Origin of the sequence: Paenibacillus sp. FSL R7-0333 (genome assembly GCF_038000365.1) — a bacterium.
GTDB lineage: Bacteria > Bacillota > Bacilli > Paenibacillales > Paenibacillaceae > Paenibacillus_AQ > Paenibacillus_AQ silagei.
Genome location: NZ_JBBOBZ010000001.1, coordinates 5,904,298 through 5,928,336 on the forward strand (window position 1 = coordinate 5,904,298; position 24,039 = coordinate 5,928,336).

20 protein-coding genes are annotated in these 24,039 nt (G+C 56.5%); 6 read left to right on the top strand and 14 right to left on the bottom strand.

Annotated elements, in window-relative coordinates; all coding sequences use genetic code 11:
- Window positions 1-144 precede the first annotated feature (144 nt).
- Window positions 145-5,259: a WIAG-tail domain gene (locus MKY86_RS24960; protein ID WP_340827558.1), complete on the bottom strand. Its 5,115-nt coding sequence runs from the start codon at window positions 5,257-5,259 to the stop codon at window positions 145-147.
- A gap of 220 nt (window positions 5,260-5,479) precedes the next feature.
- Between MKY86_RS24960 and MKY86_RS24965 the strand changes: the two genes are divergently transcribed.
- Window positions 5,480-6,577, top strand: a complete 1,098-nt coding sequence (locus MKY86_RS24965) for a YheC/YheD family endospore coat-associated protein (protein WP_076082296.1) — start codon at window positions 5,480-5,482, stop codon at window positions 6,575-6,577.
- A 90-nt stretch (window positions 6,578-6,667) separates the two neighbouring features.
- The gene (gene asd, locus MKY86_RS24970) at window positions 6,668-7,459 is read left to right on the top strand and encodes an archaetidylserine decarboxylase (RefSeq protein WP_036727108.1); all 792 of its coding nucleotides are present in this window, start codon (window positions 6,668-6,670) and stop codon (window positions 7,457-7,459) included.
- 173 nt (window positions 7,460-7,632) lie between these two features.
- On the opposite strand, the gene MKY86_RS24975 is transcribed toward asd, so the two are convergent.
- From MKY86_RS24975 to MKY86_RS24985, 3 genes are all read right to left on the bottom strand, one after another.
- Window positions 7,633-7,776: a DUF2569 family protein gene (locus tag MKY86_RS24975; protein WP_083685548.1), complete on the bottom strand. Its 144-nt coding sequence runs from the start codon at window positions 7,774-7,776 to the stop codon at window positions 7,633-7,635.
- Window positions 7,777-7,812: 36 nt separating this feature from the next.
- Complete coding sequence (gpmA, locus tag MKY86_RS24980) at window positions 7,813-8,562, bottom strand: 2,3-diphosphoglycerate-dependent phosphoglycerate mutase (protein ID WP_076082294.1); 750 nt, start codon at window positions 8,560-8,562, stop codon at window positions 7,813-7,815.
- 387 nt (window positions 8,563-8,949) lie between these two features.
- Complete coding sequence (locus MKY86_RS24985; RefSeq protein ID WP_076082292.1) at window positions 8,950-9,735, bottom strand: helix-turn-helix domain-containing protein; 786 nt, start codon at window positions 9,733-9,735, stop codon at window positions 8,950-8,952.
- Between the two features lie 224 nt (window positions 9,736-9,959).
- Here MKY86_RS24985 and MKY86_RS24990 point away from each other — a divergent pair, with 224 nt between their 5' ends.
- Complete coding sequence (locus MKY86_RS24990; RefSeq protein WP_076082363.1) at window positions 9,960-11,261, top strand: aminotransferase class I/II-fold pyridoxal phosphate-dependent enzyme; 1,302 nt, start codon at window positions 9,960-9,962, stop codon at window positions 11,259-11,261.
- Window positions 11,262-11,414: 153 nt separating this feature from the next.
- The gene (locus MKY86_RS24995; RefSeq protein ID WP_209875980.1) at window positions 11,415-11,528 is read left to right on the top strand and encodes a YjcZ family sporulation protein; all 114 of its coding nucleotides are present in this window, start codon (window positions 11,415-11,417) and stop codon (window positions 11,526-11,528) included.
- Window positions 11,529-11,739: 211 nt separating this feature from the next.
- Here the strand turns inward: MKY86_RS24995 and MKY86_RS25000 are convergent, their stop codons facing one another.
- The 5 genes from MKY86_RS25000 to MKY86_RS25020 form a co-directional block, all read right to left on the bottom strand.
- On the bottom strand, window positions 11,740-12,960 hold the full coding sequence (locus MKY86_RS25000; protein ID WP_076082290.1) for an ABC transporter permease: 1,221 nt from the start codon (window positions 12,958-12,960) through the stop codon (window positions 11,740-11,742).
- Window position 12,961: 1 nt separating this feature from the next.
- Complete coding sequence (locus MKY86_RS25005; RefSeq protein ID WP_036701580.1) at window positions 12,962-13,708, bottom strand: ABC transporter ATP-binding protein; 747 nt, start codon at window positions 13,706-13,708, stop codon at window positions 12,962-12,964.
- On the bottom strand, window positions 13,705-15,192 hold the full coding sequence (locus MKY86_RS25010) for a DEAD/DEAH box helicase (RefSeq protein WP_076082288.1): 1,488 nt from the start codon (window positions 15,190-15,192) through the stop codon (window positions 13,705-13,707). Before MKY86_RS25010 ends, MKY86_RS25005 begins: the two co-directional genes overlap by 4 nt.
- 185 nt (window positions 15,193-15,377) lie before the next feature.
- Complete coding sequence (locus MKY86_RS25015; RefSeq protein ID WP_076082275.1) at window positions 15,378-16,154, bottom strand: SDR family NAD(P)-dependent oxidoreductase; 777 nt, start codon at window positions 16,152-16,154, stop codon at window positions 15,378-15,380.
- 28 nt (window positions 16,155-16,182) lie between these two features.
- The gene (locus tag MKY86_RS25020; RefSeq protein ID WP_036727095.1) at window positions 16,183-16,638 is read right to left on the bottom strand and encodes a chemotaxis protein CheX; all 456 of its coding nucleotides are present in this window, start codon (window positions 16,636-16,638) and stop codon (window positions 16,183-16,185) included.
- A 386-nt stretch (window positions 16,639-17,024) separates the two neighbouring features.
- Between MKY86_RS25020 and MKY86_RS25025 the strand changes: the two genes are divergently transcribed.
- Together MKY86_RS25025 and MKY86_RS25030 are read left to right on the top strand one after the other, a co-directional pair.
- Complete coding sequence (locus MKY86_RS25025; RefSeq protein WP_036701586.1) at window positions 17,025-17,927, top strand: LysR family transcriptional regulator; 903 nt, start codon at window positions 17,025-17,027, stop codon at window positions 17,925-17,927.
- Between the two features lie 45 nt (window positions 17,928-17,972).
- Complete coding sequence (locus MKY86_RS25030; RefSeq protein WP_076082273.1) at window positions 17,973-18,782, top strand: histidinol-phosphatase; 810 nt, start codon at window positions 17,973-17,975, stop codon at window positions 18,780-18,782.
- 190 nt (window positions 18,783-18,972) lie between these two features.
- Here MKY86_RS25030 and MKY86_RS25035 read toward each other — a convergent pair whose 3' ends face one another.
- The 5 genes from MKY86_RS25035 to MKY86_RS25055 all read right to left on the bottom strand — a co-directional run bounded on the left by MKY86_RS25035 (window position 18,973) and on the right by MKY86_RS25055 (window position 23,851).
- Window positions 18,973-19,713, bottom strand: a complete 741-nt coding sequence (locus MKY86_RS25035; RefSeq protein WP_340827877.1) for an NADPH-dependent oxidoreductase — start codon at window positions 19,711-19,713, stop codon at window positions 18,973-18,975.
- 953 nt (window positions 19,714-20,666) lie between these two features.
- Window positions 20,667-21,209 (bottom strand): GNAT family N-acetyltransferase, encoded by a 543-nt coding sequence (locus MKY86_RS25040; protein ID WP_076082269.1) that lies wholly within the window; start codon window positions 21,207-21,209, stop codon window positions 20,667-20,669.
- 52 nt (window positions 21,210-21,261) lie between these two features.
- Window positions 21,262-22,194, bottom strand: coding sequence for a metallophosphoesterase (locus MKY86_RS25045; protein ID WP_076082256.1), 933 nt, complete (start codon window positions 22,192-22,194; stop codon window positions 21,262-21,264).
- Window positions 22,195-22,231: 37 nt separating this feature from the next.
- Complete coding sequence (locus tag MKY86_RS25050; protein ID WP_076082254.1) at window positions 22,232-22,918, bottom strand: ion channel; 687 nt, start codon at window positions 22,916-22,918, stop codon at window positions 22,232-22,234.
- Window positions 22,919-23,017: 99 nt separating this feature from the next.
- Window positions 23,018-23,851, bottom strand: a complete 834-nt coding sequence (locus MKY86_RS25055; protein ID WP_076082252.1) for a DUF3891 family protein — start codon at window positions 23,849-23,851, stop codon at window positions 23,018-23,020.
- Between the last annotated feature and the right edge of the window lie 188 nt (window positions 23,852-24,039).

A 24,039-nucleotide genomic window follows, 5' to 3' on the forward strand; every position in this document is an offset into this window, starting at 1 on the left:
AAAGCAGCTACAACACTTCTCCCGGCCTCCCTGCTTGTACAATTAGCAGAAATGAATAGCGTGAAGCCTATAAATGCTGGCGTAATCATGCACAAAAGGCGCAACCCGCGGCTGCGCCTCATGTACAATCTATTCTGCCCTGAATCAATCAAAAGCACGATGCTCCACAGCAGGTTTGACCAGCGGAGTACCGAGCGCAATCCACGACAGCACGCCATAGAAATGCTGGGTCTCGCGCAGCCGTACCACCTCAATCGTCGCTCCTCCGCCCGTTCTGTTCTTAAGCGAGGCATGGAAGTACGGCTGGTTAGCCATGGCAACCAGCACATAGCCGGTATGGCCGAAGCTCTCGTCAAAAGAAACCGTCACCTCCACACTCTCCGCCTCACCATTGAACATGAACGCCGTCATCCCGAACTGCTGCAAAACATCACGGTTCCCGACACTCTGCACCGGATGGAAGGACAGATGCTCCGCATTGACTGATCCGGGCGCCAGATGATCCCCGTTCACTGCACCCTGAGCAATATGATGGCTCTGGATGCTGTCTTCTTCCAGATGCCGGGACTGGACGGCAAAGGGAGCGATTTTGGCAGCCTTCACCGCCTCATCCTGCAGTTCAGAGCTTCCTACCGCACCTTCAGCCAGATGGCCGGTGCCGACGCTGTGAATCGCAAGCTTCGCTCCGTTCACACTATGGTCCGGGAGCAGCTCGGAGGTCAGCGCATCCCCGGCCAGATGCTCGAGGCCTATACTACCAGGACGGATATGGCGTCCGTCAACGATTCCGGGAGCCAGATGGCCTCCATAAATGCTGCCCGGAGCCAGATGATTAGGCCCCACCGCTCCTGGCGCCAGCTTGCTGCCGTCTATACTGCCCTCACCCAGCAGCTCGGAGGTCAGCGTGTTCTCGGCCAGATGCTCACGCCGGATGCTGCCCGTGCGGAGATGGCTGCTATCCACTGAATCAGGCGCCAGATGATCTCCGTTCACTACACCCTGAGCAATATGATGACTCTGGATGCTGTCTTCTTCCAGATGACGGGACTGGATGGCAAAGGAAGCGATTTTGGCAGCCTTCACCGCCTCGTCCTGCAGCTGAGTGCTGCCTACCGCACCTTCAGCCAGATGCCCGGTGCCGACGCTGTGAAGCGCAAGCTTCTCTCCGGTAACACTATGGTCCGGGAGCAGCTCGGAGGTCAGCGCATCCCCGGCCAGATGCTCGAGGCCTATACTACCAGGACGGATATGGCGTCCGTCAACGATTCCGGGAGCCAGATGGCCTCCGTAGATACTGCCCGGAGCCAGATGATTAGAGCCCACCGCTCCTGGCGCAAGCTTACTGCCGTCTATGCTGCCCTCACCCAGCAGCTCGGAGGTCAGCGTATTCTCGGCCAGATGCTCACGCTGGATGCTGCCCGCGCGGAGATGGCTGCTATCCACTGAATCAGGCGCCAGATGCTCCCCGCTTATCGCATTCTGAACAATGTGGTAGCTCTGCACGCTGTCTTCTTCCAGATGCCGGGACTGAATGGCAAAGGAAGAGATTTTGGAACCATCCACCGCCTCATCCTGAAGCTCTGAGCTTCCCACTGCCCCTTCCGCCAGATGCCTGGTTCCAATGCTGTGAGGAGCAACCTTCCCCCCTGTAATACTGTCATCCTGCAAAAGCTCGGAGGTCCGGGCATCCTGGGCCAGATGCTCCAGGCCGATGCTGCCGGGACGGATATGACAGCTATCCACGGCTTCAGGCGCCAGGTGACCTCCGTAGATGCTGCCGGAAGCCAAATGGATAGAGCCCACAGAACCTGCGGCCAGCTTGCTTCCACTAATACTGCCATCCGGCAGCAGCTCCGCACTTCTGGTTTCCTCCGCGAGATGCGCCAGCCGGATAATTCCCGGCCCCAAATGGCGATCCCGGATTACTCCGCCTGCAAGATGTTCTGCGTTCACGCTCTGCGGCTGGAGATGCTGCGAACCCACTGCGCCTTCAACCAGCTTGCTTCCACCTATACTGCCATCCGGCAGCAGCTCTGCACTTCTGGTTTCCTCCGCGAGATGCGCCAGCCGGATAATTCCTGAGCCCAAGTGATGCTCCTGGATGGCTCTACCGGCAAGATGCTCTGCGTCCACGCTCTGCGGCTGAAGATGCTGCGAATCCACTGCGCCTTCGGCCAGCTTGCTTCCACCTATACTGCCATCCGGCAGCAGCTCCGCACTTCTCGTTTCCTCTGACAGATGCGCTAGCCGGATAATTCCTGAGCCCAAATGACGCTCCTGAATTACTCTGTCTGCAAGATGCTCTGCGTCCACGCTCTGCGGCTGGAGATGCTGCGAATCCACTGCGCCTTCAGCCAGCTTGCTTCCACCTATACTGCCATCCGGCAGCAGCTCCGCACTCCTCGTTTCCTCAGCCAAATGCGTCAGCCGGATAATCCCAGCCCCGAGATGACGCTCCTGAATTACTCCGCCAGCAAGATGCTCTGCGTCCACACTCTGCGGCTGGAGATGCTGCGAATCCACTGCGCCTTCAGCCAGCTTGCTTCCGCCTATGCAGCCATCCGGCAGCAGGTCCGCTCCCCGCGTATCGGAAGCCAAATGACTGAGCTGAATGCTGCCGGCGCGGATATGCCGGCTGCTTACTGCATCCGCAGCCAGGTGGCCGCCATACACACTGCCTGCAGCCAAATGGAAGGCCCCTACCACTCCTGCTCCCAGCTTGCTGCCTGCGATGCTGCCATCCGGCAGAAGATCCGCGCTACGCGTCTCTTTGGCCAGATGGGCCAGCGTAATCTCTCCGGCACCGATATGCCGGGCTTCCACCGCTGCCTGCGCCAAATGAACGGCCTGCACACTCGCTTCAGCCAAGTGAACCGATTCTACAGCACCCGCTGCCAGCTTCTGCGCGCTAATGCTTCCGTCGGGCAGTAGCTCCGCACTGCGGACCTCCTCCGCCAGATGCGCCAGACTAATGCCGCCATCCGCGAGATGCCGCCCTTCCACGGAGGCCTCCGCCAGCTGGCTTCCGCCCACACTGCCGGGAGTAAGATGGCGGGATGCTACCGCTCCCTCAGCCAGCTTCGAGCCGCTGATGCTGTCATCCTGAATCTGGATGGAGGAGACAGAGCTTGGAGTAAGATGTCCGTTGCCGATCGACATCGGCCGGATATGCGCTCCGCCCACGCTGCCAGCCGCCAGATGTCTGCCTTGCACAGACGTATCCTTAAGCGAATCCGGGCCGACCGCGCCTGCCGACAGATGCTCAGTCTGCACTGCTGAGGCTGCCAGCTTCTCCGCGCTTACACTGCCGTCCGCCAGCTTAATTGAAGTGACGGCCAGATCACCGAGTTTATCCGTTGAGACACTCTCCGGCGATAGCTTCAGCGAAGTGACGGCATAGTCGGCCAAATGATGCGGCTGTACAATCGCAGCAGTGAGATGGGCCTCCTTGACGGCACCGGAGGACAGCTTATCTGCCGTTACCGAACCGGATTGCAGCGCGGATGAAGTCACACTGCTGTCTCCCAAATGCCGGCGTTCGATGGCGCCGGATGCCAGATGACTGGCGTCTACAGCCTCCTCCTGCAGCACCCGCCCGCTGATGCTGCCATCCGCCAGGTGCTTCTCCTCCACGGCACAGACCGCAATATGCTCTCCGCTGACCGCTTCTTTTGCCAGAATCGTCCCCCCAACCGCGCCCGTGGCCAGCTTGGCGGTAATGATGCTGCCGTCCGCCAGCTTGGCTGCAGTAATACTCTGGGGGCTAATATGTTCTCCTGTAACGGATTCATATCCCAGTTGTTCTTCCGTAACTGCTCCTTTGGCCAAATGGCCGGTCAGGACGGAATGCTCCTGCAACTGGACTGAGCCTACAGATTCTGCGGCCAGATGAGAATGATCCACGGCCTCGCGCTGTAAATGTGCCGAAGTGACCGCCTGCGCGGCAATCTGAGCACTGCGCACTGCGGATTTCGCAATATGACGCGTCATCACGGCTTCGTCAGCCAGCTTATGGGCCAGAATGCTCTGATCCGCGATTTTGGAAGAGGTAACCGCCTGCTCAATCAGCTGCGCAGTTCCTACCGCACCGTCCGCCAGCTTCACAAAAGAAATGCTGCGGTCTGCCAGATGACGGCTGCCAATTTCACCTTCGCCGATATGGTCCGCATGGATGCTCTCCGGGTTAATGTGCTGGCTGCGGATAGCCTTCGCCGCGATCTGCCGGGACCCGGTTGCCCCATCTGCGAGATGCCCGCTCTCAATAATACCGGGCTGCAGCTGCTCCTTGCCGATCAGGCGCGCCGCCAGCTGTTCCCGTCCAATGGCGCCCGGTGCCAGATGCTTGGCGGTAATGACGCCTTCCCCCACATGCCGGCTCTCGATCACTGCATCACCCAGCTTGACACCGCTGATCTCGCCATCGGCGATTTTGTCGGCGGATACCGCTTCGTCAGCCAGCTTAGAGCGGTCAATACTGCCGTTGCTGAGATGGCGGCTGTCAATACTGCTGCTGAGAATCTTCTCACCAGTCACTGCCCCATCATCCAGCAGCTCCGCTGTGATAATGAACTCACTGAGATGCCGGCTGCTGATGGCACCATCGGCAATATGTCCTCCGCTGATCATCCGGTCTGCCAGCTTCTCCGGACCGACGCTGCCATCCTTCAGCTTCTCGCCGCCGATGGAGTGATCCAGCAGCTTGCCCCCGCTGACACTGCTCTCCGCCAGATGCTCACCGGTAACGGACTCCGGCGCTATCTTCGAGGAGGTAACCGCCCGGTCCGCAAGGTTGATGCTCTGCACTGCATAGTCCTGCAGCCAGGGTGTGCCGATGATGCCATGCTTTAGCCTGGACCCGTCAATGGTCCGTGGAGCAATCTTGGCACCGGTGACGGCGCCATCGGACAGATCATCGGTGTATACGGGCTGCAGGCGTTCTTTTTCCGGTGGAGCTGTTACCTCCGCTTCTAGCAGGGCAGCAGGGCCTTCCTGCTGGCGTTCCTCTTCCGTCACCGTTCCCTGATTCCCCTCCGGTGCAAGCACAGTCTGCTGGAGCGGCGCGGTCACTTCCAGCATCTCCACCGCGCTCACCTGCAGGGCAAGGTCTTCTCCCTCTGCCACTTCCACCCATTCCAATTCCTGGTTTTTTTGTGTTTTGGGACTGCTGTCTAGCATGCTAAGTTCAGTCGTATCGGGATTATCCACGTAATAGAGCGGTCTTTTGGAACTGCGCTGCTGTTTTCGTTTGGGACTCTTCACAAGCAGTCTCCTCCTTCCATCTGTTGTATCTTCTAGGCATCATATGCAGCAGCATGGGCGGATGACACCCTTCCCCTTGCCGGTAATCCAATCTTCTCCTTTCAAAAAAGGGCATCTGCCGCCGCGCATCCGTCCAACCCTTACGGGCACGTACATACATACAATGACAGGAGACATAAAAACAGCCGGGAAGTACTTCAAGATAACAGGAGGAACGAACATGGGGCAAAAGCTCGTTGGGATACTGCTAAATGCCGCTATGCACGGGGGCGTTCCCCGGTTAAAAACCGGACAGGAATCTCTGGCCAACTACGAAGAGGCCGCCGCCGCATACGGATTAACCCCTTGCTTTGTGAAGCTGTCCGACATCGACGTGGCGTCCGGCTTCAGCAGTGTCTATATGAAGAAAGGTCCGCAAGGCTACCGCAGACAGATCGTCCCTACGCCGGAGGTCATCCACAACCGGGCAATCTATGATCCCCGCAGCACCGGCGTCGAGCGCCTGCTCCGGCAGGGAATTCAGGTCTATAACAGCTGCAACCGCTACGGCAAGGATCAGATTCACGGCCTGCTGGAGCGCAGCCGCGAACTGCAAGCTTATCTGCCGGTCACTGCAAGCGGACTCTCCAGCCTGAGGGAGATGATGGGCCGCTACCCGGATCTGATCCTCAAGCCTTGCCGGGGCAGCGTGGGTAACGGTGTGATGCGGCTCACCCGCAGCGGCGAAGGGCGCTGGCTCTGGAGCTACTCTCTATCTGGCTCAAGACGCAAGGTTAGCAGATCCGTTAACCCGGACGCCCTTCCCCGTGTCCTCCGCGCCCGGCTCTCTTCTGTGCCCTATCTGGTCCAGGAACGGATTCCGCTGGCCGAGATTAACGGACGCCCCTTTGACCTGCGTGTTACGGTACAGCGGGGCTGGGGCGGAGCGTGGCAGGTCACCGGCCTTTTCGCCAAGCTGGCTGCACCCGGCGGCTTTGTATCGAACATTGCCAGAGGGGGCGAAGCCCTGAAGTCCTCTTTTGCCCTGGAGCAGGCATTCCCTGGAGAAGAGGCAGCCAGAATCCGTATGTCCGTCCTCTCACTCAGTCTCGCCCTAGCTCGTGAGTTGGAGAAGAGTCTGCCGGGGCTGGCCGATATCGGTCTGGACATCGGTGTCACGAAGCACGGACATCTCTATTTCATTGAATGCAACGGGCGCGACCAGCGTTACGGCTTCCAGAAGGCCGGACTGCGCGGGGTATGGAAAGACAGCTACCGCCAGCCTATGGGCTATGCCAGATACCTGTACGAAGAAGCATTAAGAATGAACTCTTATTGATTTGTCTCCTATTCTATGTCAATATAATGCAGAGCGGGTGGAGTCCCTTGGCACAGGATAACACTGCTGCATGATGGAAGGGAGATGGGCATGGTTAAACAATTGCTGCGGCTGATGACCGAGCTATCCTCGCACAGATGGCTTTCCAGGTTGATGGGAGCTTTATCCCACAGCAGACTCAGCCGCCTTATGATTCCGGTATTTATTCGTTCCTATCAGATTCCTGCCGCCGAGGCGGAGAAGGCTGCCGGAGAATACCGTACACTGAATGAATTCTTCAGCCGCCGCCTGAAGCCGGGGATGCGCCCGGTGGCCAGCGGTGAGCATGCCGTAGCCAGTCCTGTAGACGCGATGATTACGGCAATGGGCGAAATCAACTGCGGCACGATAATGAATGTGAAGGGGCAGGATTATACGCTGGAGGATTTGCTTAATCACTCACCACACCTCGAACTGTACAAGAAAGGCTATTATTTCGTCCTCTACTTAAGCCCTACCGATTATCACCGGATTCACTCCCCGTTAACCGGACAGCTGAGGGAGAGCGATTATATCCGCGGACGGGCTTACCCCGTGAATGATTTCGGCATGCGCCATATGAAGAGTGTCCTGAGCCGTAACGAACGGCTGATTACTTATATAGCCGGCAGCTATGGCGAGACCGCCGTGGTCAAGGTAGGCGCAATGAATGTGAGCAGTATCCGCTACACCGATGAGGCAGCCAGAGAATGGCAGCGCGGCGACGACCTGGCATATTTCGAATTCGGTTCCACGGTAGTCCTGCTGATGGAGAGCGGCACCTTCACCCCGCGCCCCGGGCTGGCCCCGGATACGAAGGTGAAGATGGGCGAGCTGCTGGGAGAGATGCGGCGGCCGGTCTAGTTTTGCCGGACCTGATCCTGCACGAACGTCACAACTGATAATAGGACAGGATCACACTTTCCGCACAGCACAAAACCCGCCTAAGGACACGAATTTGTGTACCTTGGACGGGTTTTTTTGAACTCTAAATGAAGCTTCCGGGTTAGCACATAGGTTGCGTTCGCCGGGCTTTTTTACCGGATAAAGGTGTATCTTACACGCTCCGATTTCCGGAAGTAGGCTGTCCATATCACACAGGTGAATAACGCTCTAATCAGATCACGCATACTGCTTCCATCCTCCAGCTCACTGGCAGCAGGAATATTCATCACGAGCACATAATCAATGCTAAGCTGGGCGCAGCGCCGCTCCGGTTACTCTGTAACCTTACTCTGATTCGCCACCTCGCGGGCCTTCTGCTGTACCTCTTCCGGTTCGCCGAGGTAGAAGCGGCTGAGCGGCTTCACGTCGTCGTCGAGCTTGTAGACCAGCGGAACGCCGGTCGGGATATTGAGATCCAGCAGTGCGGTCTCGTCGATATCCTCCATATACTTGATCAGGGCCCGCAGCGTATTGCCATGTGCCGAGATCAGGACCCGCTCCTTCTTGCGGATCAGCGGCACAATCCGGTTGGTCCAGAAATCTCCAACCCGGTGCACGGTATCCTCCAGGCTCTCGCCGCGCGGGATGTCACCCGGACGCACTTCCTTGTAGCGGATATCATGTCTGGCATAACGCGGATCATCCGGCTCCAGCATCGGAGGGCGGACCGAGAGGCTGCGCCGCCAGATATGGAGCTGCTCCTCACCGTATTTAAGGGCCGTTTCACTTTTGCTGAGGCCCTGTAGTGCACCGTAATGGCGCTCATTCAGCTTCCACGACTTCTGCACAGGAATCCACAGCAGGTCCATCTCATCCAGCACATAGTTCAGCGTCTTGATCGAACGCTTCAGCACCGAGGCGAACGCCAGATCGAAGGTATATCCGGCATCCTTCAGCAGCTTGCCTGCCTTCTTCGCCTCTTCAACACCCTTCTCCGTCAGATCAGGATCACTCCAGCCCGTAAACAGATTCTGCCGGTTGTATTCACTCTCGCCATGCCGTATCAGGACTATTTCGTACATAAGTATTCTCCTTCTCCCGTGTATATTTTGCTGTGCTTTCCTTTATTTTGTCACAGCGCGGTGTCCGCTTCAACTTCTGGCCGGTCTTGCGGACTGGGAAGCCGCTATTTCAGCTATTCTGCCTGATTACGGAGGGCAAGCGGACTCCGATGCTCTTAAGTTTGCCTATACTCCTCTATTTCAGCTCCTATCAGTCAGATAACGGCCCCTGAGTCCGCGATGGGCGGAATAAGTAACTTTTTCGCAAAATAGGTCCACACGGTCCGCATAGCACACGTAGCACACGTAGTACATGGCACACATGGCACATCAAGCACCCTTAGCATCACAGCACATCTAGCACCCGAAGCACCTATAACACAATCAGCACGATGCTCCCCCGCCGCTTCAGCGGATCTCTGACGGGCTCTTCCCGGTATGCTGCTTGAACTGGCGGCTGAAAAAGAAGATGTCTCTGTAGCCGAGCGCATCCGCCACCTCCGTGACGTTCATGCCCGCATACAGCAGCAGATGCTGTGCCCGTTCGATCCGTGCGCGAATCACATAGGACTGGACCGAGGAGCCGGTGATCTCCTTGAACTTGATCGAGAAATAGCGAGGGGACAGCCCTGCACGGGCGGCCAGATCCTCTACCCGGTGCGCCGCCCCGGGATGCTGGCTGACATAGTTGGCGACCTCGTGGATCACCTCCGCCAGCTGGTTGCTGACATGGCGCTCGACCGGCCTCGCCTGATCCTGCCGCAGCAGATGAATCATGAGCTGCTTCAGAATCAGACGGCCCTCCTCCTCCGCCGCATAGGTCTGCACCAGGAACAGCCGGACATAACGGGCCAGCAGATGCTCGAATTCCACCGTCTCACTTAGCTCGTGGTAGAACGCCGGCACCTCGGTCACCTCTTCGGTAACATCGAAGTGAATATATGTAAGCACAAGCGGCTTTTGCGGATTATGTGTAGCGCTGGTATAATCCCCCGGGCGGAACAGGAAGCAGCTTCCCTTCCCTACCTGATAGGGCACTCCACCGCGCACAACAGTCCCCTCCCCGCTCCAGACGTAGAATAAATCGTAATTTTGCAGCGGCTTCTCTCTTTTTTGCCACTTCCAGCCCGGTTCACAGACAATCTTCGCCAGAGCCGGGAGGATTACAAAAGAGGATGGCGATGCATGCAGCATATGATTCCCTCCTATAGATATAGCGTAAGCTTACTTTTCATAATACCTTGTCCGGTTCCCATTTGTACATCTTCTGGGCTGCGCATGGGGACGGGACGCCGCTTCGTTTCCAAAACTATTTATGAAAACGCAGCATTCCTAAGTGACGGCGGCAATCCACGGTGTTATAATGTTAGGCAATGTTAGCGTATATATCCCAGAAGAATACCGGAAGGATGAAACTGATGAATCCACTGGCTGGACAATTGAATGACAGCATCAAGGCAGGCAATGAACATGTATACGATATGCTCTCGAGTCTCGGTAAAGCGATCTATTTTCCCAAAGAGGGGATTCTGAGCCAATCCGCAGAGGCAACGGCTCATGCTAAAAAGTATAACGCCACCATCGGGATTGCTACCGAGAACGGGTTGCCGATGCACCTTGGCGTAATCCAGGATAAGCTCTCCGCCTTCAGCCCCAAGGACCTGTACGGCTATGCACCTCCGGCAGGCAAGCCTGAGCTTCGCTCTGTCTGGCGGGAGAAGATGCTGCGGGAGAATCCGTCGCTTGAAGGCAAGTCCTTCAGTAATCCAATCGTCACGAATGCGCTGACCCACGGGCTTAGCATCGTTGCCGATCTGTTCGCAGAGCAAGGGGATGCCGTCATCTATCCGGACAAAAACTGGGAGAACTACGAGCTGACCTTCGGCATCCGCCGCCAGACTGAGACCGTTAATTATCCGCTCTTCACCGAGGATATGAACTTCAATAGTGAAGGTCTGCTGGATGCGCTGCTGTCCCAGAAGGACCGCGGCAAAGCCATCGTCCTGCTGAATTTCCCGAACAATCCGACCGGATATACACCGGGCATTAAGGAAGGCGAAGCCATCGTTGCCGCCATCCTGCGCGCCGCCGAAGAAGGTATTAATGTGGTAGTGGTCAGCGATGACGCCTATTTCGGACTCTTTTTCGAGGATTCGCTCAAGGAATCCCTGTTCGGCAAGCTGGCGAATCTGCATCCGCGCGTGCTGGCGGTCAAGATTGACGGAGCCACCAAGGAAGAATTCGTCTGGGGCTTCCGCGTCGGCTTCATCACCTACGCTTCGGAGAACAAGGAGCTGCTGGCAGCCCTGGAGCAAAAAACACTGGGTATTATCCGCGCCACCATCTCCAGCGGAGCACATCCATCGCAGACCTTCGTGCTCGACGCGCTGAAGGCGCCGGAATTCGCCGCACAAAAGGAAGAGAAGTTCCAGATCATGAAAGGCCGGGCCAACAAAGTGAAGGCGCTGCTGGACAGCGGTAAATACGGCAATGATGTATGGACGTATTATCCGTTCAACTCCGGGTACTTCATGTGCCTGAAGCTCTTTACCGTCTCTGCGGAAGATCTGCGGCTTCACCTGATCCACACCTACGGCCTAGGCACCATCGCCCTTGGCGAGAGCGACCTGCGCATTGCTTTCTCCTGTATCGAGGAGGATCAGCTGGAAGATCTGTTCGATCTGGTCTATGCCGGCATCCGTGATTTGGAAAAGGCCTGATCATCCGCCTTTGCATACCTGCGTCAGCCCCGGAAGGCCGGGGCTGATTTTTTTTGCCCGGTGCTACGGCATTGGCCTATACACGTTCTGCCCTCCGCACATACAATACGATGTACTCAAGTACAACAACTCACACGCGAAAGGGGAATGAACATGAGCGAAGAAGTTAGAGGCGGATACGGATACGGCGGCGGGTTCACAAGCACTGGAGCGATTCTGGTTCTCTTTATCCTGCTGGTCATCATCAGCCGTTCACTCTTTGTCTAACAGGGAGTGAGTCCCCTGGAGGGAGCTGCGTGCTCTCTCCGATCCACGTGTTATAGCATTCCCTGCTCCACCTGATATGAAGAGGGAATTCCCTTTTATACATTCTTATCTTCTGAAAATGGCCTCAGACTCCGCATCCGCGAGAGTCTGAGGCCATTTGTGATAAGCATACCCGCTTGCGGGTACGCCTTGTCGGCTGCGGCAATCTGTTCTACAGGTCATCTTCATCCACACGCGCTTCCTTGCGGGTGGAGTTGGCCTTGAACAGATACGCCAGCAGGAATCCGCAGGCGAAGGTGCCCAGCACTTCCAGCGGGCGCTGCCCTAACTGAAGCAGGAGCGGCAATCCGGTCAGCAGCGCCAGGACCAGATGGACCCGGAAGACAAACTGGATCGTTCCCTTGCCCTTGCTGCCCTCCGGCAGCGGGTAGACGGTCAGCCAGAACGATTCGCTGTGCAGCTTGCGCAGCGCCGTCAGCTGAATGCCCATCAGGAAGAGGAAGAATACATAGATGCCGCTGCCGAGATAGCTGTCCTTCATCATCCACACCAGGAACAGATCCAGCACAGCCATCCGCAGGACGATGCCGAAGACGTCACCCCGGGCGAAGCTTTTGGTCAGGAGGAACCGGTAGGCTGAATCCCGCTGCCAGCTCAGCCCGCTGCCCCAACGCGACAGATAACGGCGGGCATAGACCCGCTGCTCGCGTCCCGGAACATCGACGAACCAGCCGAGGACCATCAGCGCCCGGGTCCCCTGGTTCTTCTCCATGGTGATCAGGCGTTCCCACGGAACAGCATGCCGTCCGGGAACGGCCAGCGCGGCCGCATAGGCTGCGGCCAGAATCAGGATGAAGATCAGGGCGCGCATGGACGGCTGCCATAACCAGGCGCCAACCATCAGAGCGCCGACCGCCCAGCGTAGCAGGTTATAGCCAGCCGCAGCGGGGCGGGAGAGCATCGCCGTCTCCCACCATAACCCGTAGCTGGATAACAGCTTGACCAGAATGAGCACCAGCAGGGTAGCCAGCAGCCCCCGGGGTGACTCCTCGGTGCGTATGTACAGCGGCCATAATGTAATGAGGATAAAGGCCAGGCGCAGAATCTTCCACACATTGCCGCTGACCCAGGACGGGGCGAAATACTCTCTCATCCGGTGGCCCTGCGGCAGCAGGAAGATCGTATCCGGGGTCTGCAGATACGTCCGGAAGCTGCTGTGCACCGCCGCAGGCACCAGCAGGACGAACATAATCCAGCGGATCGGTATGCCAGGCGGAATATCGCGCAGCAGCGCTGTGTACCAGGCGGAGAAAATAATCAGCACCAGCAGGAACACCATGGCGACACCGCTCTGTATGATATATCCCATATAAGGGACAAGGCTTCCTGTGAACCGGCTGCGCCGCTGCCGGCGCAGCTCCTTCAAATCCATATCATTTCCCTCCCTGAACCAGCTCGTAGAACAGCTGCTCCAAATTCAAGCCCTGCCGCCCGGCCTTCGCTGTCATCTCGGCGAGGGTCCCCTCCGCAATCACCTTGCCGCCGTGCAGCACAATGAACCGGTCACAATAGTTCTCAATCGTAGAGAGAATATGCGAGCTGAGCAGAATCGACGCTCCCGACTTCTTCAGGTCCAGCATGAAATCCAGCAGGGAGCGGATACCCAGCGGGTCGAGGCCGAGAAACGGCTCGTCGATGACATACAGGGCCGGACGCGCTACGAATGCGCACATAATCATCACCTTCTGCTTCATGCCCTTGGACAGATGAGAGGACAAGGTATCCATCTTGTCCTCCATATTGAAGAGTGCAGCCAGCTGGCTGGTGCGTGATTCATAATCACTGCGCTCCACGCCATACGCTCTGGCAGTGAATTCTACATGCTCACGAACCGTCATTTCCTCATAGAGCAGAGGGGACTCCGGCACGAAGGACAGCGCACTGTGGTAGCTCTCAGGATCGCTGCTGCGCGTCTTCCCTTGTACCGTAATCTCACCCTTATGCGGGGACATCAGCCCTAGGATATGCTTCATGGTGGTGCTCTTGCCCGCACCGTTCAGTCCGATTAACCCAACCATCTCACCGGGCTGCACCTGCAGGCCAATGTCATGAAGCACCGGCTTGTTCAGGCTGTAGCCTCCGCTGAGGCCCGTAATTTCCAATACGGGAGCTGTATTCATTGACCGTCACCTCTCGGGGTTTTGTTCTTGAGCCATTTCGGGGCTCCCTTATTCTTGCGGTTCTGCTCCCGCTCAGCATTGCTGCGGGCCTTGCCCCCGGGCCCCGCCGCGCTGCGCGTGCCGGCGCTCACTCCCGGCCGGTGCTGCTCGCGCCGCGCCGTAACGCCACTGCCGCCAGCCGCTGCGCCCGGCTGGCCTGCCGGCGCGTCGCCGCCCGTCCCTCCGGCTGCTGTTCCAGCCGCCGAGGTCCGCACCTGCGGCTTGCCGGTGCGCGCTGCAATGCCGCCGCGCGGGGCAACGCTTTCGCGGCGGGCGTTCCCGCCCCCGCCGCCTAAATCACTGCGCTCGCCTTCCGCCAGCGCCTTCCCAAACGCCATCGCCCGCTCGTCCAGCTGGATATCCAGCTCGCGGGCGAATTTGCGCATGATGAACGTCTGCTGCTCCGTAACGATCGTTACGGATAAGCCGCGTTTGCCCATGCGCCCGGTACGTCCGGCACGGTGGACATAGTGCTCGGAGTCAAAGGCCGGATCGAAGCTGACGACAAGCGTCAGATTCTCAATATCCAGGCCCCGCGCCGCTACGTCACTGGCGACCAGCACCTTGAGCTTGCCGTCCCGGAAGCGGGTCAGCACGTTTGCGCGCGTCACCTTGTCCGCATCTCCATAGAGCGCAGCAGCCGGAAGCCCCAGATGGTTCAGCTTCGCGGTCACTTCAGCGATGTCGTCCGTAGCGTTCACGAACACAATGGCCCGGTCCGGCTTGTAGTGGCGGATGACCCGGCGCAGCATATCGATCTTGTTCCGCTCCTCGCACACCACATAGTGATGCTCCAGGCTCGCTGCGGTCATCATCTCCGGATCAATGCCCACCTCCGCCGGATTCTTCATTTCCCGGTTTGCCAGCAGACGGGTCTCCGGTCCAATGGTGGCTGACAGCATGACCAGCTGCCGCGTACGCAGCGCACTGCTGACGATCTTCGTCACTTCGCCTGCACCGCTAAGCTGGAACATCTGATCTGCCTCATCGAGAATAATCGTGCTCACCTCGTGCATCTTGAGCTTGCGCAGCCCGATCAGCTCACGTATGCGTCCCGGGGTGCCTACCACCAGATGCGGATGCTCCCGCAGCTTGTCAATCTGGCGCTTGATCGCCGCTCCGCCAATCAGCCCCATGGCCCGGATGCCCCGGTGTGCCCCGTAGCGCTCCGCTTCACGGAGAATTTGCATTGCCAGCTCCTGGGTTGGGGCCAGCACCAGCTTTTGCACCGATTTCGAGTCCGGGTTAATCCCTTGCAGCAGCGGCAGCAGATAAGCCAGTGTCTTGCCTGTTCCTGTCTGGGATGCGGCCAGAACATCTCTTCCTTCCAGCAGAAGCGGAATCGTCTGCTCCTGTACAGGGGATGGTTCGGTGATGCCGAATTCAGACAATCGGGCAGCAAGGTCTTCCTGGATGCCGATAGCCGCAAAAGAAGCTTTATTCATAATAGGGTTTCATCCTTTTCACTTAAGATAATATGTTCATTATATGCCAAAAAGGCCTCTCCACCAAATGGAAGGCCATAAAATCTAAGTTGGGGCCGTATTTAACACGGTCATACCAACCTGTATACCAAAGGGGGACAAGCCGTTCACGCCACAGACGGTAATTATGATCTATACTTCTCTGGTCATTTTCTGTTCATCAGGTTATAGGTCAGCTTGTCTGCCAGCCGCGGAAACAGGCCATAGAGCCGGATGCCGAAGCCTGCCAGACCGGGCAGATCCGCTTCCTCTTTGCCCTTGTCCATCAGCTTGACGATCTTCGCGGACACATGCTGCGGCGTCATCATGATCCGGCTTACGCTTCGTTCATAATTGCCTGAAGGGTCGGCGGTCTTGAAGAATTCGGTGGCGATAGGTCCAGGGTTCACAGCCGAGACAATAATACCGCTCTTGCGAAGCTCCTGGCGGAGCGCATTGGTGAAGCCGAGAACGGCATGCTTGGTGGCCGTGTAGGACACTGAGCGTGCGGTTCCGATTTTGCCGGCCATGGAAGCCACATTCACGATCTGACCGCTGCCGCGTGTAAGCATATGAGGAACGACAGCCTTGGTGCAGCGCACAATTCCCATATAGTTAACATCCATCATGTCGGCGAACTCTTCAGACTCCATCTCTGTAAAAGCCGCAAACTTGCCGTAACCGGCATTATTGAGCAGAATATCAATTCTGCCGTATTGCTCCAGGATCTCCGCAAAGGTATGCTTAACTGCCGTTTCATCGGTCACATCACAGACGAACAGCCCATGCTCCCCCTGAATGCCCGCCGCAACAGCCTGCAGCTTGTCCCTGGACCGGGCCAGCAGAACGGGAACCGCCCCACGCTCGCTGAGCATCTGTGCCGTAAGCGCTCCAATCCCGCTGGAAGCTCCTGTAATCACCACAATCTTGCCTTGTACTGCCATGGAATAGGTTCAACTCCCGATTATTTGCCTAAGAGATCATAACCTGAATATCAAGCTCCCCGATGCCTTCCATCAGAAGAGGAATACTCAATGCTTTGCGCGGCAGGATGGACATGCCCTCGGACTTCATCAGCTTCGGCGGGGTAATGTCTACCGACACCCCTTGATTGGAGAGAATAGTACTGGCATTGCCGCTGATCATATTGCCCAGCTCGGAAATGGCGCTCTGGCCCATCTCATCCATCTCTGTTATCACATAACCGCCCATCATGGCCGACACCATCTTAAGTGCTACCGGTTCGGCAATCCCGAAGATAATATTCCCGCTGAGCTGACCTGTCATTCCCACTTGAATCCATATATGATTATCGATCAGTTCAATATCCTTAATCCCCAGCATACCGGTGGACGGCGAGACTTGGATCACCTGTTCAATTACAATGCGCGCAGACTCTAAAAACGGATTGATTACTTCTGCTTTCATGAAAGTGCTGTCCCCCTCGACCAGTCTTTAGTCATATACCAAAAGTCCTAAGCAATAAAATTTATTATACTTCATATATCGGCATTATTCACCAAAAATTAATGGTCTTGTCGAATGATTTCTGAAGATAGTTTGGAGCGCAACATTGCCCTCCCGGGAGGAATCTCCTATAATTTAATCAATAAACGTAAGATCTGCGGCGTCACACCCTCCGAGTGCAGCACTCACAGCGACCCTTGTACCTATCTGCTTTGTCAGAATCCGCGGCTTGCAGACTCTAATTCTGGAAGCCGGCATGTGCGCATACGCCCTCCGGAAAGCTGCGGCTTTCCCTGTTTGTACAAATATACGGCGGCACCATCCGGTAGCCATAAGGGGGACAGTCCATGAATATCAGCCAGCTCGAAACATTGATCACCATCTCCAAAACCATGAGCTTCCGCAAGGCGGGCGAGCTGCTCAACCTGACGCAGCCGGCGGTCTCGGCCCAGATCAAAAGCCTGGAGGAAGAGTTCAAAACGCAGCTTGTTGACCGGAACCAGCCGGTGACGCTGACGGACAGGGGCAAGGTCTTCCTCGCCCACGCGGAACAGATTGTCGGAATCGTAGATGAGCTTAAGCAGCGCCTTGCCGATCTCGAAGAGAATCCCCAAGGGCATATTATTCTCGGTACGACCACCTCCATCGCCATCCAGATTCTCCCCCGGGTGCTCTCCTACTTCCAGGATCAGTTCCCTCATATCAAAACCTCGATCTCATCCATGTCCTCCTCCCAGATCTACCAGCAAGTCGAGAACGGGATTGTGGATGTCGGTATCGGCTATCTGATCGGCCGTAATCCGGGGATGACGACCTCGGTCCTGTATTATGATACTTTTGAACTGGTGGTTTCGCCCCGCCATCCGCTGGCCCAGGTCAAAACAGCCGGGATCGAGGCACTGGGCACCATCCCGCTCATCCTGCTCTCACCGGATACGGTCGGCCGGAAATTTGTCGATGAGGTACTGGCGAGGCACGGTATTCAGCCGCTGGTGATTATGGAACTGACCAGCAGTGAGGAAGTGAAGCGGATGGTCGAGCTTGATCTGGGAGCGGCGGTCATCTCCAAGCAGTCTGTCACTGCCGAGGTCAGAAGCGGAACCCTGCGGATCGTCCCGATCATCGAGCTTGAGGTTACCCATCCTGTAGGTGTCATTACCAAGTCGGGCAAGTATGTCAACTCTGCGATGAGACAGTTCCTGAGCGACCTTAAGGGAATGCCCGAGACCCAGTTCATCGGCTCAGAGTAACCTGCACCCTATTTCGCCATATTGGCCTAAGGAGATGTTCCGATTATGAAGTTCGACCTGCATACCCATCATTTCCGCTGCGGCCATGCTGACGGCACGATCCGGGATTATATTGAAGCCGCAATAGCGGCGGGGCTGGATGTCATCGGTATTTCCGATCATTCGCCTTACTTCGGAAGCCCGTCCGAGCAGGCTTTTCCGCGCATTGCCATGGCCAAGTCCGAGCTGGTCCACTATGTAGAGGAAGTATTGTCGCTGCAAAAAGAATACGAAGGCCGAATTGATGTTCTGCTCGGTATGGAATCCGACTTTTTCCCGGAGCATGCGGAGCTGTACCGCAAGACCTACGCCGCATACCCGTTCGATTATATAATCGGCTCCGTGCATCATGTGGAGGAGGTCAGTATCTTCAACCAGGGCCGCTGGAAGGGGCTTGACCCCGCGCAGAGGCTTGCCTCCAAAAGCGAGTACTACCGGCTGATTGCCGAATCCGCACGCAGCGGCATCTTCCAGATTCTCGGCCATATCGATGCCATGAAGGGGAACTATCCGCCGTTCTCCGAGATCGCTGCCCCCAAGGAGATTGACGAAGCCTTGCGTGTAATAGGCGAATGCGGCCCGGCCATCGAGATCAACACCTCCGGCGGCACCAAGCTGTGCGGCGGCTGGTACCCTTCCAATGAGATTCTGGAGCGGGCCCTGCACTTCGGCGTGGAGGTCAGCTTCGGCTCCGATGCCCATCTCCCTGCCCGCGTTGCCGACCAGCGCAATCAGGTGGCTGCGCGGCTGAAGGAGATTGGATTCGAATACTGGGTCTATTACAAGCGGCGCGAGAAGGTTAAGGTCGCGTTGTAGGCAGTGTAATGCAAAAACCTCGCTTTGCAAGAAATCTGGCAAGACGAGGTTTTTTATTGGCTTGAAGCGCTACCGTTAGAGCTCCTCCTCATACAACCAGCACCGCGCAAACAGGCAGCGTAACGGGACACTCCCCGTCACGCTGCCTGCTGCTGCGGTGCTTTTTTGCGCTGTACAGCTAATACTGTGCTTATTCCTTATTCAGATTCTCACAGGTGAAGCCCTGCTGCTTCAGCGTACGCTGCGAGTCCCCATACTGCGGATTCAGAGCGTAGAAGCGGGAAATTATGCTGGTCCAGCTTCGCTCCGTCAGCCCCTGGGACTTGAGCAGCTCCCGGTGCGTCTCATTATATTCTTCGATCAAGTGTTGCTGATCCGGGTTATAGACCTCTTCATGGTACACAGCTGCTATAGGCAGGCGTGAACCCTTCGGCTGTTCTCCCGCCGGATAGCCGATGCAGAGTCCGACCACCGGGAATACATACTCTGGCAGCTGCAAAAGTTCAATCACCCCTGCCGTGTTACGGCGTACGCCCCCAATCGGGATAATCCCCAGCCCCAGCGACTCGGCGGCAGCTACTGCGTTTGATAGTGCAATGCCGACATCCGTAGCCCCAACGAGCAGCGCGTCTATATCCGCAGCTGTTTCAAACGGCTGGCCTTCCAGCTCTGCCGCAAGCTTGGCCCGGTGAAAGTCCATGCAGAACACCAGGAATACCGGTGCTTCCGCTACATGCTTCTGGTTACCGCTCAGCGCCGACAGCTGCTGCCTGCGTTCCTCGCTGCGTACCGCAATTATCGATACTTGCTGGCCATTCACCCACGACGGTGCCGCCTGGGCTGCCTCAATAATCGTCTTCAGCTTCCAAGGCTCCACCGCCTGCCCGCTGTAGTTCCGGAATGAACGGTGGTTCATAAGTAATTTAATCACATCATTCAAAGGTTCATTTCCTCCCCCATCTATACTTGTCTTATCCATGTACCATTTACACTATCATAGCTCAATCCGCTTGGAGACTGCCAGTACAACAATGTTTGATACCGCAAGTATGGTCGCTACGAATTCAGGGGCACTTATGCTCCTCATTTGGCCTCTTAGCCAACTACTTACGAACTCAGGTGCACTAATGCTCCTCATTCGGCCACTTAGCCGACTATTTACGAACTCAGGTGCACTAATGCTCCTCATTCGGCCACTTAGCCGACTATTTACGAATTCAGGGGCACTTATGCTCCTCATTCGGCCACTTAGCCAACTATTTACGAATTCAAGTGCACTAATGCTCCTCATTCGGCCACTTAGCCAACTATTTACGAATTCAAGTGCACTTATGCTCCTCATTCGGCCACTTAGCCAACTATTTACGAATTCAAGGGCACTAATGCTCCTCATTCGGCCTCTTAGCTAACTATTTACGAACTCAGGGGCACTTATGCTCCTCATTCGGCCACTTAGCCAACTATTTACGAATTCAGGGGCACTAATGCTCCTCATTTGGCCTCTTAGCCAACTTCCAGCTGATTCAAAGGAATTTCTCCCTTTCATTTCCTCATCCAGCCCACTTTCCTGCCAATCCAAAGGGATTTATCCCTCTTATTTCCCCATCCAGCCGATTTCCGGCCCATCCAAAGGGATTTATCCCTCTCATTTCCCCATCCAGCCGATTTCCGGCCCATCCAAAGGGATTTATCCCTCTCATTTCCCCATTCAGCCCACTTCCAGCCAATCCAAAGGGATTTATCCCTTTCATCGGGAGCCCAGGCCCGCACATGGCCAAAAAAAATGGACCCGAATCATCGGGTCCCAACAGCAGTTATATTTTCAAAAGGGGGTCATGTACTTAGTTTAACCGCTGACTGTTAGAGTTTGATAACGGCATTATTTCAATTGTGTAACAATGTGAAGACTTTCATTACGTCGCCCGAGCCGTCCGCCATCGGCAGGGTCCGCTCCAGGGTCAGGCCGTTCCTCAGCATGACCTGAGCGGACCGGTAATTATCTCCCCGGCAGCGCCCCTCGACCTTCCTCAGGCCAAGTTCCCTGAAACCGTAGGCCAGCAGCAATCCCAGTGCCTCGGTCGCATACCCGCGACCCCACCATAACGGATTCAGCATATAGCCCAGCACCGCCTGGCCCTCCTGCCGGTTCCAGTTCTGCAGGGAGACTGAACCGATCAGCTCCGGCTGGCCTAACATATAGATTCCTGTATGCAGCGCGCCGGGATCATAGCCGTGCAGCATCCGGTTCACCAGCTTATCCAGCACACCCTGCCGGGAAGTCGATCCATGGCGCAGCTGAATATGCGGCTGCACCTCAGGGTGGGAGAGCAGCGACTTCAGCAGCGCTCCGTCGCCGGACGCCATATTCTTCAGTTCTACCTTAGAACCTTGCAGTGACATCCCCATGATCATCTCATAAGTGCTCATGAACTTCTCCCTCTTCTTCTCCCGCCTATGGCGTCCCTCTCTTCCAGTCCGGCTACCCCCGGCGCAGAGTCAGCACGGTAAGCTCCGGGCGGCACAGGAAGCGCAGCGGCATCAATGTCTCGCCGAAACCCCTGTTCACATACACTGGCATGGCCTTATTCTCTGTATAATACAAGCCGTCTATGTATTTCTGAGATCCGTAGGGCGTGAACGGCGCGCCGACCAGCGGCAGGCGAATCTGACCGCCGTGGCTATGCCCCGAGAGCTGAAGGTGAAACGGGTACGCTTCCGCCACATCGGCGTAATCCGGCTCATGCATCAGCAGCACCGTGAAGATGCCGTCTGGAATATCCCGGATGGCTGCCTCCGGGTCCGGCTTGCCGTGCAGCATGTCATCCAGTCCTGCTACGGCAATCGTCGCTCCGCCTTGCTTGATCAGATAAGACTCGTTCCGCAGGACTCGGAATCCGGCCTCCGTCAGCAGACGGGTCAGCAGCTCCGTATTCTTGTAATCATGATTCCCGAGGATGGCATACTTCCCAAGCGGAGCCTGTAGCTCTGCCAGCAGGGGGACTGAGTCGGTCAGATCCTCGGCATAGCTGTCTACGATATCCCCGGTGAAGCAGATCAGATCCGGCTGCTCTTCCTTGATATGCTTCGTCAGCCGGGCCAGATCCTTCGCATCCTTGTTGAAGCCCAGATGCACATCGCTGAAATGGACCAGCCGGGTCCCGGCGAACGCGGACGGCAGCTCCGCAAGCGGCAGCTCCCGGCGGGTCACCTCTAACCAGTTCGGCTCCCCCTGCCAGGCATAGCCGCCGGCGAGGAGACCCGCCCCTACCACCGCTCCTGCCCCCCGGGCCAGGAACTGGCGGCGGGTCATCTTGCGGCCGCTTCGGCCTTCCGGCTTCGGGGGGCCTGTTCCCGCGCCATCCGCAGCAGCAGGAACCGTACGCTCGGGAGAGCCTCCGAACGATTTTTTCATAGGGAGATTCTCCTCTCTGTCTTGAATTCTAATCGGGTTATTGTCGATCGGCTACGGCTTCATCCACCTTATCATCAATATCCACTTCAATGGCCGCCTCAATCTCTTCCTCCGTGGTATTTCCCCCAAGAATCTTGCGGAACAAGCCCAGCATGGACAGCGCATAGGCGACCGTAATGAAGCTGAAGCAGATCTGCATAACTACAACCAGCCTTGAGGTATTATCTATGGGAGCTATATCCCCGTAACCGACGGTCGTAAAAGTAGCCACGCTGAAATAGAGGAACGTAATCAACTGGCTAAGCAGATCCTGGCCCAAGCCTTCTCCCTGGAACGAGGACTGTCCAAACAGCTTATAGATCGATGTATATACGACTGTAAAAAAAAGAATGCAGGTGAACGCAGCGATGCTGATCCGGACCAGCGTCTGCTGCATTCTGACTTCCTTACTGTTGGAATCCCTGATTTCATGGAAAATAAACAGAATATAAAACAGGACTGAAGCCAGGACAAAAAACAGAATCAGTCCGCGCAGTCCCCGGTTGCCGGGCACAATCGTCCCCAGATCGATCAGGTTCAGCAGATCCTCCACCGAGATCAGCGCATAGATCAGAATAGGAGCAAGCAGCACGCCTCTGCCCATCCAGTTCAGCTTCAACCCGGCAAACCTCACTACCAGGAATACAATGACAATGATATTAAAAGCCCAGATCCACCATGCCATGGCTTTTACGCTCCTGTTCTAAGCTCCCGGCTTCCCGCCGGGAAGGTCCTCATCCGGTCCTGCCGGCACCCGCAAAGCAGCGGCTTGCCCGGACTTATACTACCCCTTAGTGTGCTGACCGGCTCCGGTCTTAGCCCGCGAGTCCTCCTCTGGTCCGCTAATGACCCTGATCCGGCATTCTTCCTCAGGAGCTTCGCGGTAGGCGCGGGCAATTCCCTTATCCTTAATGTCCGCCCGGCTGACCCGCCGCTGCTTGAAGCTTACTTCAACCTCCTGTGTGAACGGGAACGGAGTCAGGGTCAGCGTCGCACTGTCCTGCCACTCCGCCTCAATGGCACGGCCGGAGGTGAAGCTGAATTCCTCGCTGCCGGAGAAGCCGTCTACGAACCAGGGGTGCTTCTCGGATTCGGCGCTGCCCGGCCTACTAAGCGCCAGGAACAGCGACAGATCATCGCAGAATTGCAGCAGTCTGGCGTCATAATACAGCTCGCCTTCTTCAAGCGGCTTGCTCTGCTCCAGCGCCCGGTGGATACGGGCACGGCGGTCCGCTTCACCCTCCAGATATTGCGTCAGCTCCGGGCACTCCTCACCCGACACCTCAATCAGCCGTTCAAAATGCGAGCTGCACAGCAGCGCCCCATATGGCGTCTTCGCTTCCACCTCATCGATTCCCCGTCTATAAAAGGTCAGCTTCGGCACAACCGGGAAATCGAGGAAGCTGTAAGGCAGCCCCTCCGCATCATTCCAGAACGGTGTCTCATCCAGATCAATCCAGCCCCGGTCATGGTTGCTTACTGCCCACAGTACCTCAGCCCGGCGGCCTTCCGCGGGCGTATGCTCTTCCTTGAACCACTTAGCAAATTCTCCAGCCAGCAGCCCGTGCTCATGCTGCTTCGTCATTACAAGCGTTCCATCCTGTTCACGGCAAATCACAGTCATTCCTCCCCGTTATCCGCTGTCAGGCGGCAATCTCCAAAATATAAGAATTTATAGGTTTTACGCTATAAATTATCCTTCTATTTCTCGCTGAAACGATACCGTCCTTAAAAGGACGGCAAAGCCGTTTCCACTTGGCTATGTAGATTATAACATATTCACCTATATTTATTGGAACCTGCACA